The organism is Yoonia sp. I 8.24 (genome assembly GCF_022096995.1).
In the GTDB taxonomy this organism is placed as follows: domain Bacteria; phylum Pseudomonadota; class Alphaproteobacteria; order Rhodobacterales; family Rhodobacteraceae; genus Yoonia.
On record NZ_JACXGQ010000004.1, the window covers coordinates 237,330 to 251,141 of the forward strand.

General features: G+C 55.1%; 17 protein-coding genes. 11 read left to right on the forward strand and 6 right to left on the reverse strand.

Annotation, left to right across the window (positions count from 1 at the left end; genetic code table 11):
* Positions 1 to 6: 6 nt before the first annotated feature.
* Positions 7 to 1,236 (reverse strand): MFS transporter, encoded by a 1,230-nt coding sequence (locus Yoon_RS09750; protein WP_238112000.1) that lies wholly within the window; start codon positions 1,234 to 1,236, stop codon positions 7 to 9.
* A 200-nt stretch (positions 1,237 to 1,436) separates the two neighbouring features.
* Here Yoon_RS09750 and ccoG point away from each other — a divergent pair, with 200 nt between their 5' ends.
* Genes ccoG through ccoS form a run of 4 tightly spaced genes read left to right on the forward strand, consistent with a single transcriptional unit; the run spans position 1,437 to position 5,597 of the window.
* Positions 1,437 to 2,852 carry a cytochrome c oxidase accessory protein CcoG gene (gene ccoG, locus Yoon_RS09755; RefSeq protein ID WP_238112001.1) on the forward strand — a complete coding sequence of 472 codons (1,416 nt, stop codon included), beginning with the start codon at positions 1,437 to 1,439 and terminating at the stop codon, positions 2,850 to 2,852.
* Entirely contained in the window at positions 2,849 to 3,301 is a 453-nt protein-coding gene (locus Yoon_RS09760; protein WP_238112002.1) for a FixH family protein, read from the forward strand. The genes ccoG and Yoon_RS09760 overlap by 4 nt, the downstream gene beginning before the upstream one ends.
* On the forward strand, positions 3,298 to 5,445 hold the full coding sequence (locus Yoon_RS09765; RefSeq protein ID WP_238112003.1) for a heavy metal translocating P-type ATPase: 2,148 nt from the start codon (positions 3,298 to 3,300) through the stop codon (positions 5,443 to 5,445). The genes Yoon_RS09760 and Yoon_RS09765 overlap by 4 nt, the downstream gene beginning before the upstream one ends.
* Positions 5,442 to 5,597: a cbb3-type cytochrome oxidase assembly protein CcoS gene (gene ccoS / locus Yoon_RS09770; RefSeq protein ID WP_238112004.1), complete on the forward strand. Its 156-nt coding sequence runs from the start codon at positions 5,442 to 5,444 to the stop codon at positions 5,595 to 5,597. The genes Yoon_RS09765 and ccoS overlap by 4 nt, the downstream gene beginning before the upstream one ends.
* Here the strand turns inward: ccoS and Yoon_RS09775 are convergent.
* Positions 5,594 to 5,818, reverse strand: a complete 225-nt coding sequence (locus Yoon_RS09775) for a hypothetical protein (RefSeq protein ID WP_238112005.1) — start codon at positions 5,816 to 5,818, stop codon at positions 5,594 to 5,596. The genes ccoS and Yoon_RS09775 overlap by 4 nt on opposite strands.
* Before the next feature lie 230 nt (positions 5,819 to 6,048).
* Between Yoon_RS09775 and Yoon_RS09780 the strand changes: the two genes are divergently transcribed.
* The 5 genes from Yoon_RS09780 to Yoon_RS09800 all read left to right on the forward strand — a co-directional run bounded on the left by Yoon_RS09780 (position 6,049) and on the right by Yoon_RS09800 (position 10,305).
* The gene (locus Yoon_RS09780) at positions 6,049 to 6,333 is read left to right on the forward strand and encodes a co-chaperone GroES (protein ID WP_113775129.1); all 285 of its coding nucleotides are present in this window, start codon (positions 6,049 to 6,051) and stop codon (positions 6,331 to 6,333) included.
* A 71-nt stretch (positions 6,334 to 6,404) separates the two neighbouring features.
* Positions 6,405 to 8,048, forward strand: coding sequence for a chaperonin GroEL (groL, locus tag Yoon_RS09785; protein WP_238112006.1), 1,644 nt, complete (start codon positions 6,405 to 6,407; stop codon positions 8,046 to 8,048).
* A gap of 175 nt (positions 8,049 to 8,223) precedes the next feature.
* Positions 8,224 to 8,706, forward strand: coding sequence for a GNAT family N-acetyltransferase (locus tag Yoon_RS09790; protein WP_238112007.1), 483 nt, complete (start codon positions 8,224 to 8,226; stop codon positions 8,704 to 8,706).
* Positions 8,703 to 9,533 carry a DMT family transporter gene (locus tag Yoon_RS09795; RefSeq protein WP_238112008.1) on the forward strand — a complete coding sequence of 277 codons (831 nt, stop codon included), beginning with the start codon at positions 8,703 to 8,705 and terminating at the stop codon, positions 9,531 to 9,533. Before Yoon_RS09790 ends, Yoon_RS09795 begins: the two co-directional genes overlap by 4 nt.
* A gap of 49 nt (positions 9,534 to 9,582) precedes the next feature.
* Positions 9,583 to 10,305 (forward strand): triacylglycerol lipase, encoded by a 723-nt coding sequence (locus Yoon_RS09800; RefSeq protein WP_238112009.1) that lies wholly within the window; start codon positions 9,583 to 9,585, stop codon positions 10,303 to 10,305.
* On the opposite strand, the gene Yoon_RS09805 is transcribed toward Yoon_RS09800, so the two are convergent.
* The 3 genes from Yoon_RS09805 to Yoon_RS09815 all read right to left on the reverse strand — a co-directional run bounded on the left by Yoon_RS09805 (position 10,302) and on the right by Yoon_RS09815 (position 12,140).
* Positions 10,302 to 11,372, reverse strand: a complete 1,071-nt coding sequence (locus tag Yoon_RS09805) for a 5-(carboxyamino)imidazole ribonucleotide synthase (RefSeq protein WP_238112010.1) — start codon at positions 11,370 to 11,372, stop codon at positions 10,302 to 10,304. The two genes, Yoon_RS09800 and Yoon_RS09805, sit on opposite strands and share 4 nt — an antisense overlap.
* Entirely contained in the window at positions 11,365 to 11,853 is a 489-nt protein-coding gene (purE, locus tag Yoon_RS09810; protein WP_238112011.1) for a 5-(carboxyamino)imidazole ribonucleotide mutase, read from the reverse strand. The genes Yoon_RS09805 and purE overlap by 8 nt, the downstream gene beginning before the upstream one ends.
* 68 nt (positions 11,854 to 11,921) lie before the next feature.
* Positions 11,922 to 12,140: a YdcH family protein gene (locus Yoon_RS09815; protein ID WP_238112223.1), complete on the reverse strand. Its 219-nt coding sequence runs from the start codon at positions 12,138 to 12,140 to the stop codon at positions 11,922 to 11,924.
* A gap of 167 nt (positions 12,141 to 12,307) precedes the next feature.
* Here Yoon_RS09815 and Yoon_RS09820 point away from each other — a divergent pair, with 167 nt between their 5' ends.
* Together Yoon_RS09820 and Yoon_RS09825 are read left to right on the forward strand one after the other, a co-directional pair.
* On the forward strand, positions 12,308 to 12,721 hold the full coding sequence (locus Yoon_RS09820) for an Hsp20 family protein (protein WP_238112012.1): 414 nt from the start codon (positions 12,308 to 12,310) through the stop codon (positions 12,719 to 12,721).
* A gap of 3 nt (positions 12,722 to 12,724) precedes the next feature.
* Positions 12,725 to 12,949, forward strand: coding sequence for a DUF1150 family protein (locus tag Yoon_RS09825; protein WP_238112013.1), 225 nt, complete (start codon positions 12,725 to 12,727; stop codon positions 12,947 to 12,949).
* Here Yoon_RS09825 and Yoon_RS09830 read toward each other — a convergent pair.
* Positions 12,946 to 13,776, reverse strand: coding sequence for a glycosyltransferase family A protein (locus tag Yoon_RS09830; protein ID WP_238112014.1), 831 nt, complete (start codon positions 13,774 to 13,776; stop codon positions 12,946 to 12,948). The two genes, Yoon_RS09825 and Yoon_RS09830, sit on opposite strands and share 4 nt — an antisense overlap.
* Positions 13,777 to 13,812: the final 36 nt, after the last annotated feature.

Consider the following 13,812-nt stretch of genomic DNA (forward strand, 5'->3'; position numbering starts at 1 on the left):
TATGGGTTATTCGGCTGGTGCCAAAAGACGCCCTTGAAACACGGTTTCGTGACCGGGCCCGGGGTGGCGCGGGACCAAAAGCGCAAGCGCAAAGGAGGTCGCGGCCATACAGGCCGCTACTATGAACACCGCTGCAGGTGAGACCAGCCACAAATACCCAAGCCCCGCAGGCAAAAAAACAGCCGCGATATGGTTAATTGTAAAGGCAACAGCCGCCGTCGGCGCAATATCCCCCGGATCCGCGATTTTTTGGAAATAGGTCTTCAACGCCAAAGCCAGTGCAAACAGCATATGATCGATCACGTATAGCGCAGAGGCGATAATCACGCCCCAACTAAAGAAATACAGCCCACCATAAGCCACAAAGACGATAATCAAACCCGCATATTCAAACAACAGCGCCCGACGTTCGCCAAAGACCTGCACGATCCGCCCCATCAACGGCGCGATGATGATATTGACCACAAGGTTGATCGTATAGAGCGCCGTAATTTCATGGACCTTAAAGCCAAATTTCTCGACCATCATAAAGCCTGCGAAAACCACGAAAATCTGCCGCCGCGCCCCCGCCATGAACTGCAACGCGTAATAGAGCCAATAGCGCTTGCGTAGCACAAAGGTTTTCAACTGTGGGTGCGGGGCCTCGAACTGCGGATAGGCGAACAAACAAAACAGCGCCACAACTGCGGTAAACCCGCCCGACACCATATAGACGAAATTATAGCTCAGATCATACGTGCGCCAGGTCGAGACGATTAGGATATAAGCAACCAATGTCGCGCCGGACCCCGCCGCCATGAGCCAGCCAATCATTTGCGGCGCCCGCTTTTTATCGATCCACTGCAACTGCAATGACTGGTTCACCGTTTCGTAGTAATGAAACCCAATCGACGATAGCATTGTCAGCGTCAAAATTCCGCCCATCGTGGGGAATTGTGCGGTCAATGCGGTGGCCACACCGAGCATCGCCAGTGCAACCATCCCCAAGACTTGTTCGCGCACAAACATGATGATCGCGATCACCCCGATCGCAAAGAACCCCGGAATTTCGCGCACCGTATGCAGCCAGCCGATATCACTGCCATCAAAATTGGCGACATCAATCACAAAGTTGTTAAGCAAGGCCAACCACGTCGAAAACGCCACAGGCATCGCCATCGCCATCAAAAACAAAAGCGCTGCGGGGCGACGCCAAAATGGCAATGCGGGTGTATCTTCAAGACGGATAGTTTTCATTTGTAAATCCTTACGCCCATTCAATTCCATTGGCGAGACCGATCAGACCACAATACACGCACAGTCGCGGCACCATTGGTGCACAATTGCCGTGACACCCCGCCGCAGGGGGCGGCTGCCGCGTTTGATCCACATCAAAGATATATTCCAGACACCTAATACAAGCGATCGTGCGAACAGACCGATTCATTGGATACACTATGTCTACGACACCTCCCCCCTCCCTCTATGCCGCGCGCGAGCCGATCTTTCCTAAACGTGTGAAAGGCTACTACCGCAATCTGAAATGGGCGGTAATGGCCGTCACGCTCGGGATCTACTATCTGACGCCGTGGATCAGGTGGGACCGGGGGCCAAACCTGCCCGATCAAGCCGTGTTGATCGACCTTGCGCACCGCCGTTTCTATTTCTTCTGGATCGAAATTTGGCCGCATGAATTCTATTTCGTCGCGGGCCTGCTGATTATGGCCGGGCTCGGGCTGTTTTTGTTTACCTCTGCCTTGGGCCGTGTCTGGTGCGGCTATACCTGTCCGCAAACTGTTTGGACCGATCTGTTCATCCTTGTCGAACGTTGGATCGAAGGCGACCGCAACGCGCGTGTGCGCCTGTGGAAATCCAAATGGGACATGCATAAATGGCGCTTGCGGATCACCAAATGGATGGTTTGGTTTGCCATTTCGGTTGCGACAGGCGGGGCTTGGGTCTTTTACTTTGCCGATGCGCCAACACTGGCTGCCGGGCTTTTGACCCTTCAAGCGCCTTATATCGCTTGGGCGACTATCGGCGTGCTCGCGTTGACGACATTCGTGTTTGGTGGATTTATGCGCGAACAAGTTTGTAATTACATGTGCCCATGGCCGCGTATCCAAGCAGCGATGATGGACCCTGAAACGCTGACCGTGGCTTACCGGGACTGGCGTGGGGAGCCGCGCGGCAAAAAGCGCGACGCCAATGCAGGTGATTGTATCGACTGCATGGCTTGCGTGAACGTCTGCCCTGCTGGCATCGACATCCGCGACGGGCAGCAGATGGAATGTATCACTTGCGCGCTTTGTATTGATGCCTGCGATGATATCATGGCTAAAATCGGCAAGCCGCGTGGCTTGATCGACTATCTGGCGCTGTCTGACCAAGAGGCCGAATCAAAAGGCAAACCGGCCAAGCCCATCTGGCGGCATGTCCTGCGGCTGCGCACGGTGATCTACACATCTCTATGGTCACTCATCGGGATTGGGCTTGTCTTCGCGCTGTTTATCCGCGCTGACATCGAAATGACCGTCTCGCCAGTCCGCAACCCAACATTTGTGACCCTCTCGGACGGGACAATCCGCAATATCTATGATATTCGTCTGCTGAACAAAAACGGCGAAGATCGGGCGTTTCATCTGTCGTTGGTATCGGATGACATTTTGCGGATTGAGCTGGAAGGCACGGCAGAACGCTCTATCGTTGTTCCCGCGAATGAAACCTTGCTGCAACGGGTCTATGTATCTGCGCGGCCCAGTGACGCGGCAGCAACCGTAGACCGGACCGAATTGCGGCTTTGGGTCGAAGATATGACATCAGGTGAACGTGCCTATAAGGACACGATATTTAACGGAAGGGCTGCACAATGACCCGTGAATTTACTGGCTGGCACATGCTTGGGATTATGGTCGTGATGTTTGGCACGATCATCGCTGTCAATCTGACACTGGCCTATAAGGCTGTAAAAACCTTTCCAGGGCTTGAGACACGCAATTCCTACGTCGTCAGCCAAAGCTTTGATGCGGACCGGGCCGCGCAAAATGCACTGGGTTGGACGCTCGACAGCACGTTGACACATACACAGTTGACGGTCGCAATTACCGATGACGCAGGTACCGCTGTGATCCCCAAAGTTGTCAGCGCGACCTTGGGCCGCGCCACAAATGTTTCCCAAGACATGACGCCTGAATTCGCCGTTGTTGATGGTGTGATGCATGCTGATGTCGATGCGGGCGCTGGCTATTGGAACCTGCGTATCGTGCTTGAGGCCGAAGATGGCACCGTCTTTCGCCGCCGTGTGCAGCTAACGGCAGAATGACCCAAGCCGCCGCGTGTCCGGCCTGTATCGGCCTTCCCGAAGGGACGCTTGAAAAAGCGGCCTCGAACGGCAGCAGCGAGATCTTGCTATCGCTGCCCGCAATTCACTGCGTCGCCTGTATCAACGGGGTCGAACGCGCCCTGCGCGGGATGGACGGCGTGGCCAACGCCCGTGTTAACCTGTCGATGAAACGGGTCACCGTCGGGCTAGATGCGCCCGTCGCAGCCGAAGCGCTGATTGATACGCTTGAGTTGGCCGGGTTTGAGGCGCGTGTGCTCGACACATCTTTGCTTGGCGCAGAAAGCGACAGCTACGGCAGCGGGTTGATGACGCGGATTGCCGTGTCGGGCTTTGCGATGATGAACGTCATGCTGCTTTCTGTCGCGGTCTGGTCGGGGGCCGTTGGGGCGACCCAGCACATGTTCCATATGATCAGCGCGATGATCGCCCTGCCCGCATTGATCTACGCCGCACAGCCGTTTTTCCACAACGCGTGGACCGCTTTGTCGGTGCGTAAGCTGAACATGGATGTGCCGATTTCACTGGCGATCATTCTGGCCGCTGGCATGTCGCTATTTGAAACCTTTGTCGGCGGCGCGCAGGCCTATTTTGACGCGGCCCTTTCGCTGACTTTCTTCTTGTTGATCGGGCGTTACCTTGATCACCGCAGCCGCAAAGCCGCAGCATCCGCCGCGGCACAGCTGTCAGCGCTAGAGGTACCGCGCGTCATGCGCGTGCGTGATGACAGCCGCGAAATGGTTGATTTTGTACAGCTTGCGATTGGCGATTTGATCCAAGTCCTGCCCGGCGGACGCATCCCTGTCGATGGTGTTGTCACGGATGGAAGCAGCCAAATTGACCGTTCTTTGCTGACGGGTGAAAGCCGCACAGCAGATGCGAGCCCCGACACGGTCGTCACCGCAGGCGAGGTCAATATGACCGGGCCGCTGACCATCCGCGCAACAACTGTCGGCGCTGATACGACGCTGCGCAAAATGGTGACCATGGTCGATCAGGCCGAAGCCGTCCGCAACCGCTACACCGCCATCGCCGACCGCGCCGCCGCGGTCTATGCGCCTGTTGTGCATCTGCTGGCCCTGGCCGCGTTCTTGGGATGGGTGTTCTATTCGGGCGACGTGCGCCTGTCGCTGAATATAGCTGTGGCCGTGCTGATCATCACTTGCCCCTGTGCGCTTGGGTTGGCTGTTCCGGCCGTATCAACCACAGCAGCAGGTCGGCTGTTTCGCGCCGGGCTTTTGGTGAAAGATGGTACAGCGCTCGAACGCTTGGCCGAAGTCGACACAGTGGTATTCGACAAGACAGGCACGCTGACCATGCCTGCCGCCGCGCGCGATGCGCTTGATGCGCAGGCGCAATCGATCGCGATGGCGCTCACCGAAAACTCGACCCATCCAGTCGCGCAGGCGATTGCCGCTTCGTTGGATGGGGTCACGCCAGCAAAAATCACTGCCCAAGAGGAATTGTCTGGGCGCGGGTTACGCGCCCAATGCGACGGGCAGGTCGTGCGGCTTGGGTCTGGTGCGTGGCTGGGCGCAAAGGCTGGCACATATTTGCAAATTGGCGACGCACCCGCACAAAAAATCGCACTGCGGTCGGAACTGCGTGAAGGTGCCGCGCAATTGATCAGCGGCTGGCAAGACGCCGGGCTTGATGTGCATTTGGTATCAGGTGATGACGCCGATGAGACCGCCAAGATTGCCGACGCACTTGGGATCAGCAACTGGCAAGCACAGACCAAACCCGCAGAAAAAATCGCCTATATCACTGGATTGTCCGAGAAAGGCGCAAAAGTGCTGATGGTGGGTGATGGGCTGAATGATACGGGTGCGCTCGCTGCGGCCTATGCATCGGTGTCGCCCGCGACGGCTGCAGATGCATCACGTGCCGCATCGGACATCGTTTTGCTGAACGATAGCTTGGTCCCGCTGATCGAACTGCCAAAGGTTGCGCGCGCCGCCAAACGGCGCATTCTGGAAAATTTTGCGATCTCAGCCAGCTATAACGCCATCGCCATTCCGGTCGCGCTCTTGGGGTTTGCAACACCCCTACTGGCCGCGATTGCAATGTCGGCCTCGTCGATTACAGTACTACTGAATGCGCTACGGCTACGAGGGCGGGTATGAATATTTTGGTCATTCTGATTCCGGTTTCACTGATCCTTGGGGGGCTTGGGCTTGCCGCGTTTTTATGGAGCCTGCGCAGCGAACAATATGAGGACCTCGACGGGGATGCGTGGCGCATTTTATCAGAAGACGACGAAACGCCCCGGGATTAATCCGCGCCTTCATCCAAACCGCTGTCCGCCTCAACATCTTCGTCGATGCGGCGGCGTAGCGGTTCATCCGTCATCCCAATGCTGGCCGCGAAAAAGCTAGATGCCGCCAGCGTCGGCACGACCCACACCATTTTGTCGGTCAGGAATGCGGCAGTATATGACGGACCTAAAACGACAAATGCCTTCAGCGCCGCCAGTTTAATATGTGTGATCTGCGTCATCGCCATCGTCTTTCATATTGCGGAACAACATTGCAACCCCAGATTGCCGAGGTCTGTGTTACTGCGCACAATAGACCCAAATTCGCAAAAGAATGCTGAATCTCAAAAATCAGCACATCCGCAAGAACAGGCTGTTGACTCGGGCATTTTCGGTGCCTAACTATGCTGCGTTATCACTCGGACGGGCTGAGTGCTAACACAAGAGAAACCCGAACTGGAGAAGTTCTGAAATGGCATTTACACCACTTCACGACCGCGTACTCGTTCGTCGCATCGAAGGCGACGAAAAGACTGTTGGCGGCTTGATCATTCCTGACAGCGCAAAAGAAAAGCCTGCTGAAGGCGAAGTTGTTAGCACTGGCGAAGGCGCACGCAAAGACAGCGGTGAGCTGATCGCGATGGCTGTTAAAGCTGGCGACAAAGTGCTGTTCGGCAAATGGTCCGGCACAGAAGTTAAAATCGACGGCGAAGACCTGTTGATCATGAAAGAAAGCGACATTCTGGGCATCATGTAAGCCCACGCAGGCGTGGATTGAAATCCACCCTACGTATGTCACGCAATTAGAAATTTAAGGAGCACATGAAAATGGCTGCTAAAGACGTCAAATTCGGCACCGACGCACGCAATCAAATGCTGCGCGGCGTCAACATTCTTGCAGACGCTGTCAAAGTAACATTGGGTCCAAAAGGCCGTAACGTTGTTTTGGACAAATCTTTCGGCGCACCGCGCATCACCAAGGACGGTGTATCGGTTGCCAAAGAAATCGAACTTGAAGACAAGTTTGAAAACATGGGCGCGCAGATGGTCAAGGAAGTTGCTTCCCGGACCAACGACGAAGCTGGTGACGGTACAACAACCGCGACAGTTTTGGCCCAAGCCATCGTACGCGAAGGCATGAAATCTGTCGCTGCTGGCATGAACCCAATGGACCTCAAGCGCGGTATCGATCTAGCGACGTCAACTGTTGTTGAAGCGATCAAATCCGCAGCGCGCCCTGTGAACGACAGCGACGAAGTTGCACAAGTCGGCACAATCTCTGCAAACGGCGAAGCTGAAATCGGTCGTCAGATCGCAGACGCAATGCAGCGCGTTGGCAACGAAGGTGTTATCACCGTCGAAGAAAACAAAGGTCTGGAAACAGAAACCGATGTTGTTGAAGGCATGCAGTTCGACCGCGGTTACCTGTCCCCTTACTTTGTGACCAACACAGAGAAAATGACAACAGAGCTGGAAGACGCGATCATCCTGCTGCACGAAAAGAAACTGTCATCTTTGCAGCCAATGGTTCCACTGCTCGAATCAGTGATCCAATCAGGCAAGCCTTTGCTGATCATCGCAGAAGATGTTGAAGGCGAAGCACTGGCGACTCTCGTGGTTAACAAACTGCGCGGCGGCCTGAAAATTGCGGCTGTTAAGGCACCTGGTTTCGGCGATCGCCGCAAAGCCATGCTGCAAGACATCGCCATCTTGACTGGCGGCCAAGTGATTTCCGAAGACCTCGGCATGAAGCTTGAGAACGTCACAATCGACATGCTGGGTTCTGCTAAGCGCGTTGCGATCACCAAAGACGAAACAACAATCGTTGATGGTGCAGGCGACAAAGCTGAAATCGAAGCACGCGTTTCACAAATCCGTGGCCAAATCGAAGAAACATCTTCTGATTACGACCGTGAAAAACTGCAAGAACGCGTTGCCAAACTGGCGGGCGGTGTTGCTGTTATCCGCGTCGGCGGCATGTCCGAAGTGGAAGTGAAAGAACGCAAAGACCGCGTTGACGATGCTCTGAACGCGACACGCGCTGCTGTTCAAGAAGGCGTTGTTGTTGGTGGTGGTGTTGCTTTGATCCAAGGCGGCAAAGCGCTTGACGGTCTGGCTGGTGACAACTCTGATCAAGATGTTGGCATCAACATCGTACGCAAAGCTATCGAAGCACCTCTGCGTCAAATCGCTGAAAACTCTGGCGTTGACGGTTCTGTCGTTGCTGGCAAAATCCGCGAAAGCGACGACAAGTCTTTCGGCTTTAACGCACAAAAAGAAGAATATGGTGACATGTTCGCATTCGGCGTTATCGACCCTGCCAAAGTTGTCCGTACAGCGCTGCAAGACGCAGCATCTGTTGCTGGCCTGCTGATCACAACCGAAGCAATGGTTGCAGACAAGCCATCCAAAGACGGCGGCGCGCCTGCTGGCGGCATGCCCGACATGGGCGGCATGGGCGGCATGATGTAAGTCGAAACGCTTCGCGTTTCGGCGCGAGCGGCAAAGCTCTTGAAGGGCGGTCCATTTATGGCCCGCCCTTTTTCTATTTATAACACCCGTTTCACATTATTACGCGATCACGCTGTTAGCCCTTGCAACGGAGCGTTAACTCCCACCTTATGACCTGAGTAAGAAGGAACAGAGCTTGGTAATTGGTCCCGATTTTGCCCGCGATCTACGCGCGGGAGAAGAGCCAGCAGTTGATGCGTTGTTGCGCGATGCATTCCCAACCTCGGATGAAGCTAGGCTAGTCGCAAAACTACGCAAGGCACGTGCCATTGCAGGCGAAACAGTGCTGCCTTGGGAACATACAATCATTGGCTATTTTGCTTTGTGTTATATGGTGAAACCCAAAGGTTGGCTTTGCCTCGCCCCCGTCGCCATCCACCCCGATGTCCAAGGACGCGGCTACGGCAAACGCATGTTGGGGATGCTGACAGAATGGGCACGGCTGACGAAAACCCCAATTGTGGTGCTGGGTGATCCCGCATTTTACCAACGCGCCGGGTTTTCAAGCGCACTGGCACAAAACCTAAAATCCCCCTACCCGATCGCAAACACGTTGATCGCCGGCGTCGAAAACGCGCCAAAACAAAGCCTGACCTATCCGTCGGCATTTCAATCATGAGGCTCTTTTTTGCCGTGGCGCTGGTCATGACCGCCTTTGCCGCAAACTCTGTGCTCAACAGGATCGGTATTGCCCAATATGGGATGAGCCCGCTCAGCTTTGCCGCGATCCGCGTGATCGCGGGGGCAGCCATGCTTTGGGTGCTGATCGCCGCCAGAACACAAACTGCGCCCGCCATATTTACCCCGAAACGCTTCGCGGGGGCTGCGACATTAGCCACCTATATGATTGGGTTCTCTGTCGCCTATCAAGAGCTCGACGCGGGTGTCGGCGCGTTGATTTTATTCGGTGCGTTGCAAGTCGTCATTTTCGGTTGGGCCATTGTGGAAAAGCAACCCATTGCGCCACTGCGCTGGCTGGGGGTAGCGACCGCATTCATGGGCCTTTGTGTACTGTTATGGCCATCACAAAGCACTTTGATGCCGTTTGGCAGTATTGCGGCGATGGTCGCTGCGGCAGGGGGCTGGGGGGCCTATACGTTGCTTGGACGCGCAGAAGCAGACCCTTTGGGCGCGACGGCGAGTAACTTTTTACTCTGCGTGCCAGTCGTGGGGTTTGGATTGATCGGCGCGGGTGCTCTCCCCGTGACGGGGATCATGACAGCCGTGGTCGCGGGAGCACTGACATCTGGGTTGGGCTATGCATTGTGGTATCAACTTTTGCCAAAACTCGCGACGACGGTGGCCGGCACCGCGCAGTTGACCGTTCCGGTGATTGCCGTGGCGTTCGGCGTCATATTCTTGGCAGAACCGCTCAGCCTCCGTCTTGTTTTATCGGGTGTATTGGTTTTAGGCGGCATCGGCCTTTCGCTGCTGATCAAGAGGTAACGCGAGGTCCCCCCTTTTCCTACGGCGGCACGATGCTATCTATAGCTGTATGAAAGCCTTTCTCATCGCCGCATTTTGCCTCTTTGGCACCGCATCGTCAGCACAAGACTGTGTTGTCTTGCTGCACGGGCTTGCCCGCTCTGAAATGTCGTTGACGCCCATGCAATTGGTGCTCGAAGACGCGGGCTATAAGGTCATAAACCGCGGTTACCCATCGACAGAGGCCCCTATTGAAACGCTCGTCCACGACCATTTGACCGAAGATGTTGCCGCCTGTGGTGATACGCGCATCAACTTTGTCACCCATTCGATGGGCGGGATTTTGGTGCGGTTGTGGTTGACCGAAAACCGCCCCGAACAAATGGGCCGCGTGGTGATGCTTGGGCCACCCAATGGTGGATCAGAACTGGTTGATATTTTCGGTGAATTTGAACCCTTCCAATGGGTTAACGGCCCGGCGGGGCTTCAGTTAGGAACTGAGCCCAACAGCGTCCCCAATTCCATCGCCTATCTTCCTTATGAAATTGGGATTGTCGCGGGGGATCGCACCCTGAACCTTGTCTATTCAGCGCTAATCGAAGGGCCTGACGACGGCAAAGTCTCTATCGCCTCTACCCGCTTAGATGGGATGACGGATATGATTATCCTGCCCGTCACCCATACCTTTATGATGAACAACCCGCTGGTGATGGAAGAAGTGCTGACCTTCCTCAAAAACGGCAGTTTTGACCATGATCTAACCCTGACGGATGTGATCTTGGGGCTTGATTAAGCCTTTGTGACGATCTTATTCACATGGCCCATTTTGCGCCCTGGCTTGACGTCTGCTTTGCCATAAAGATGGATCGCCGCATCCGTGCGCGCCAACTCAGGCACACGGTTCATGTCGTCACCGATCAGGTTTTCCATCACAACATCCGCATGGCGCGCACCGCTGCCCAGCGGCCAGCCTGCCACGGCGCGAATATGTTGTTCGAACTGACAAATCGTGCAGCCATTCTGTGTCCAGTGCCCTGAATTATGGACACGCGGGGCGATTTCGTTCACGATCAACCCACCTGAGGTGACAAACAGCTCAACCCCCATCACGCCAACATAGTCGAGCGCATTTAAGATGTTCGCCGCCAAAAGCACGGCGTCGGTCCGCTGAGATGGCGTCAGGTTTGCGGGCACTGTGGTGGTCCGCAAAATCCCGTCTTCATGAACATTTTCGCCCGGATCATAACAGGCGACAGCCCCATCTACGCTGCGCGCGCCGATGATCGACACTTCGTGGCTAAAGTTGATGAACCCTTCAAGGACCGCAGGCGCACCCGCCATATCGGCAAGTGCCTGATCCGCATCAGCCGCAGCCATGATGCGTGATTGCCCTTTGCCATCGTAGCCCATACGCCGGGTTTTTAGGATCGCGGGGGTGCCGATTTCGACAATCGCCTTGGCCAGATCATCCGCGTTTTCGACATTGGCAAAAGGGGCCGTTTGTAGGCTAAGCCCTTGCAAGAATGTCTTTTCGGTCAATCGGTCTTGGCTTGTGGCCAACGCCTGACGGCCCGGATGGATCGGCGCGAGAGATTCGAGCAGATCCAGCGCTGACGTGGGGATGTTTTCAAACTCATAGGTGATGATATCAACAGCATTGCCAAAAGCAGTGAGGGCAGCCTGATCGTCATAGCTGGCGGTGGTAACGGTATCGGCCACTTCGGCGGCAGGCGGGTTAGCACCGGGTTCAAAGATATGGGTTTTCAGCCCCAGACGCGATGCCGCAACAGAGAGCATCCGGCCAAGCTGACCGCCCCCCAAGATACCGATTGTGGCCCCGACGGGCAGTGCATTAGTCATCAGTTGGTTCATCCGGAATTGAGGCGGACAAAGCCGCGCGCCATGCATCCAACCGCGCAGCCAATGCAGGGTCTTGTAAAGCCAAAATACTTGCGGCCATCAGCCCGCCGTTCTTCGCGCCAGCGGCCCCAATGGCCATTGTCGCAACCGGAAAGCCGCGCGGCATTTGCAGAATCGAATAGAGACTATCAACGCCAGACAGTGCCTTGGTTTGCACCGGGATACCAACGACAGGCACCCGGGTTTTCGACGCCATCATGCCCGGCAAATGGGCCGCGCCGCCAGCGCCCGCGATAATGACCTGCAATCCGCGGTCCACGGCTGTTTTGCCGTAATCCCACAACCGATCCGGGGTGCGGTGCGCCGAGACGATTTTGGTCTCATAGGTGACACCCAATTCATCTAGGACATCCGCAGCCTCGCGCATTGTCGGCCAATCAGATTGGCTGCCCATAATAATGCCAACAACAGGTTGCGTCATCTGTTCATATCCTTGGTTTCAAAAGGAAGCGGCACTATAGCCAAGGCGGACAAAGCTGCAACGCCATATCACGCGATAATATCAGGGAAAATGCGGTCTTCGAGCCTGACGATCTTGTCCTTGAGCATCAGTTTTTGTCGTTTAAGGCGTTTCAGTGTCAGCATATCGGGTGCCCCGCGTTCATGCAGCGCCGCAATCGCAGTATCAAGATCGCGATGTTCTTGTTTTAAAACGGCAAGTTCGACGCGCAGTACGTCATCTTGATCCATTTTCGAAGAGTTATTCATCAACACTGCACCCAATTCCATTCGTTACGCCGACTATAGAACATGGCTTAGCATAAGACATCTTAATACTTGCCACTTGATCAATTGGTCCGCACCCCCCATATTTTTACAAAGGTCGCCGAAACGGGGCCGCAAACGCGACAGTCGCTTAGCAAAGGACATGTCTTATGACAAAATTGGCTTTGGGAACCCATCCGTTCCTTCTTGGATTTGAGCAGCTTGAACGGCTGGTCGAACGCACCGCAAAAACCGGCAATGACGGTTACCCCCCTTACAATATCGAACAGACCTCGGAAAATTCGTACCGGATCACGCTAGCCGTGGCGGGATTCGCCGAAAGCGATCTCGCGATTACGGTTGAGGATAGCTCGCTTGTGATCCGCGGACGCCAGAACGATGACGCCGAAGGGCGCGTGTATCTGCACCGGGGTATTGCAGCGCGTCAGTTTCAACGCTCTTTCGTGTTGGCAGATGGGGTCGATGTTGGCGAAGCAACCATCGAAAATGGGCTGCTGCATGTCGATCTAACGCGCGCTGTGCCCGACCGTGTCGTGCAAACAATCAACATCCGGAAAGGGTAAGCCATGGAATCCAAAATAGACCTTAACGCATTTGCGTCAGACATTGCTTACGTCAAACCCGTCTTGGCTGCCGATCTCCCTGATGAGATACGCGATCAAGTTGGCGATCTGGAAACGTTGTTTTCAGTGCACAATGCCGAAGGTGAACAGCTGGCGCTGGTCGCTAACCGCAAGCTGGCCTTTCACTTAGCCCGTGAAAACGACATGACGCCCGTCACGGTGTACTAAAGCCAAATACCGTAGGTATCTTGCATGTATTTCACGCAGGCGCTGTCCGCTTCGACGCGGTTGGCGCCCTCGATTACGGAACGATGAAGTGCGGCCGCATCCGCGGCCCCTGTTTCCGGCGGAATGCCAAAGCCAGCGGCACAAAGAATGCCGATCCCCTTGCGTTCGAGATGTCCTGACAGCCAGATGTCATCAACCGTCCACAAAATCGGCGGGATATCAAACATCGTTTCATCAAAGAAATCAGGCTTGATCAGTACCGCGCCAAGACCTTCGGCGATGTGACCAAACCCGGCCCGGCGAAATTGCATCGCGCGATGGGGTTTCGGGTCGATGACCCCTGTCGTGAATTGTTTCACCTTGCGACGCAGCAGTTTGTAGACATGCAGCGGCGTTGTCCTGTGGCGCGGACTTTTGCCGTGGCGTGAAGGGACCTTGATCCCGATCTTATCAACATGGCTAAGCACAGAGGTCGCAACGGCAATATCCCTACGCTCGCCACGTGCAGCAATCATGTTTTCAAACCATTGCGGATGATAAATGCGGTCATCATCACAATAGATCAGGTCCGTATCGGTTCCAGCCAAATCACGCGCGGCAAAAAGAACCTTTGTTGCGGGGCCAATATCATCGTCAGGTTGAATGATCGTGATCCCCTTCGGAACGTCCGGCAATTGCCCATCCCAATCAGGAAAACGGCGATACTTCTTTGGAATATAAAGCCGAATTTCATCAATTTTCACAGTTTGCTGAAGCAAGCCTTCGAGCGCGGGCTGCAATTCTGGAAACCGTGGCGGGATCGCGGACAAGGAAACGGCGAGGCTCATGTATTTCTCATAGGTTGGCGACAGTCATATCGCTTG

What these genes read in the sequence shown, in the direction of transcription:
- Yoon_RS09750 (WP_238112000.1), bottom strand. Translation starts at nt 1,236, where the DNA reads ATGAAAACTATCCGTCTTGAAGATACACCCGCATTGCCATTTTGGCGT.
- ccoG (WP_238112001.1), top strand. Translation starts at nt 1,437, where the DNA reads ATGTCTACGACACCTCCCCCCTCCCTCTATGCCGCGCGCGAGCCGATC.
- Yoon_RS09760 (WP_238112002.1), top strand. Translation starts at nt 2,849, where the DNA reads ATGACCCGTGAATTTACTGGCTGGCACATGCTTGGGATTATGGTCGTG.
- Yoon_RS09765 (WP_238112003.1), top strand. Translation starts at nt 3,298, where the DNA reads ATGACCCAAGCCGCCGCGTGTCCGGCCTGTATCGGCCTTCCCGAAGGG.
- ccoS (WP_238112004.1), top strand. Translation starts at nt 5,442, where the DNA reads ATGAATATTTTGGTCATTCTGATTCCGGTTTCACTGATCCTTGGGGGG.
- Yoon_RS09775 (WP_238112005.1), bottom strand. Translation starts at nt 5,818, where the DNA reads ATGACGCAGATCACACATATTAAACTGGCGGCGCTGAAGGCATTTGTC.
- Yoon_RS09780 (WP_113775129.1), top strand. Translation starts at nt 6,049, where the DNA reads ATGGCATTTACACCACTTCACGACCGCGTACTCGTTCGTCGCATCGAA.
- groL (WP_238112006.1), top strand. Translation starts at nt 6,405, where the DNA reads ATGGCTGCTAAAGACGTCAAATTCGGCACCGACGCACGCAATCAAATG.
- Yoon_RS09795 (WP_238112008.1), top strand. Translation starts at nt 8,703, where the DNA reads ATGAGGCTCTTTTTTGCCGTGGCGCTGGTCATGACCGCCTTTGCCGCA.
- Yoon_RS09800 (WP_238112009.1), top strand. Translation starts at nt 9,583, where the DNA reads ATGAAAGCCTTTCTCATCGCCGCATTTTGCCTCTTTGGCACCGCATCG.
- Yoon_RS09805 (WP_238112010.1), bottom strand. Translation starts at nt 11,372, where the DNA reads ATGACTAATGCACTGCCCGTCGGGGCCACAATCGGTATCTTGGGGGGC.
- purE (WP_238112011.1), bottom strand. Translation starts at nt 11,853, where the DNA reads ATGACGCAACCTGTTGTTGGCATTATTATGGGCAGCCAATCTGATTGG.
- Yoon_RS09815 (WP_238112223.1), bottom strand. Translation starts at nt 12,140, where the DNA reads ATGAATAACTCTTCGAAAATGGATCAAGATGACGTACTGCGCGTCGAA.
- Yoon_RS09820 (WP_238112012.1), top strand. Translation starts at nt 12,308, where the DNA reads ATGACAAAATTGGCTTTGGGAACCCATCCGTTCCTTCTTGGATTTGAG.
- Yoon_RS09825 (WP_238112013.1), top strand. Translation starts at nt 12,725, where the DNA reads ATGGAATCCAAAATAGACCTTAACGCATTTGCGTCAGACATTGCTTAC.
- Yoon_RS09830 (WP_238112014.1), bottom strand. Translation starts at nt 13,776, where the DNA reads ATGAGCCTCGCCGTTTCCTTGTCCGCGATCCCGCCACGGTTTCCAGAA.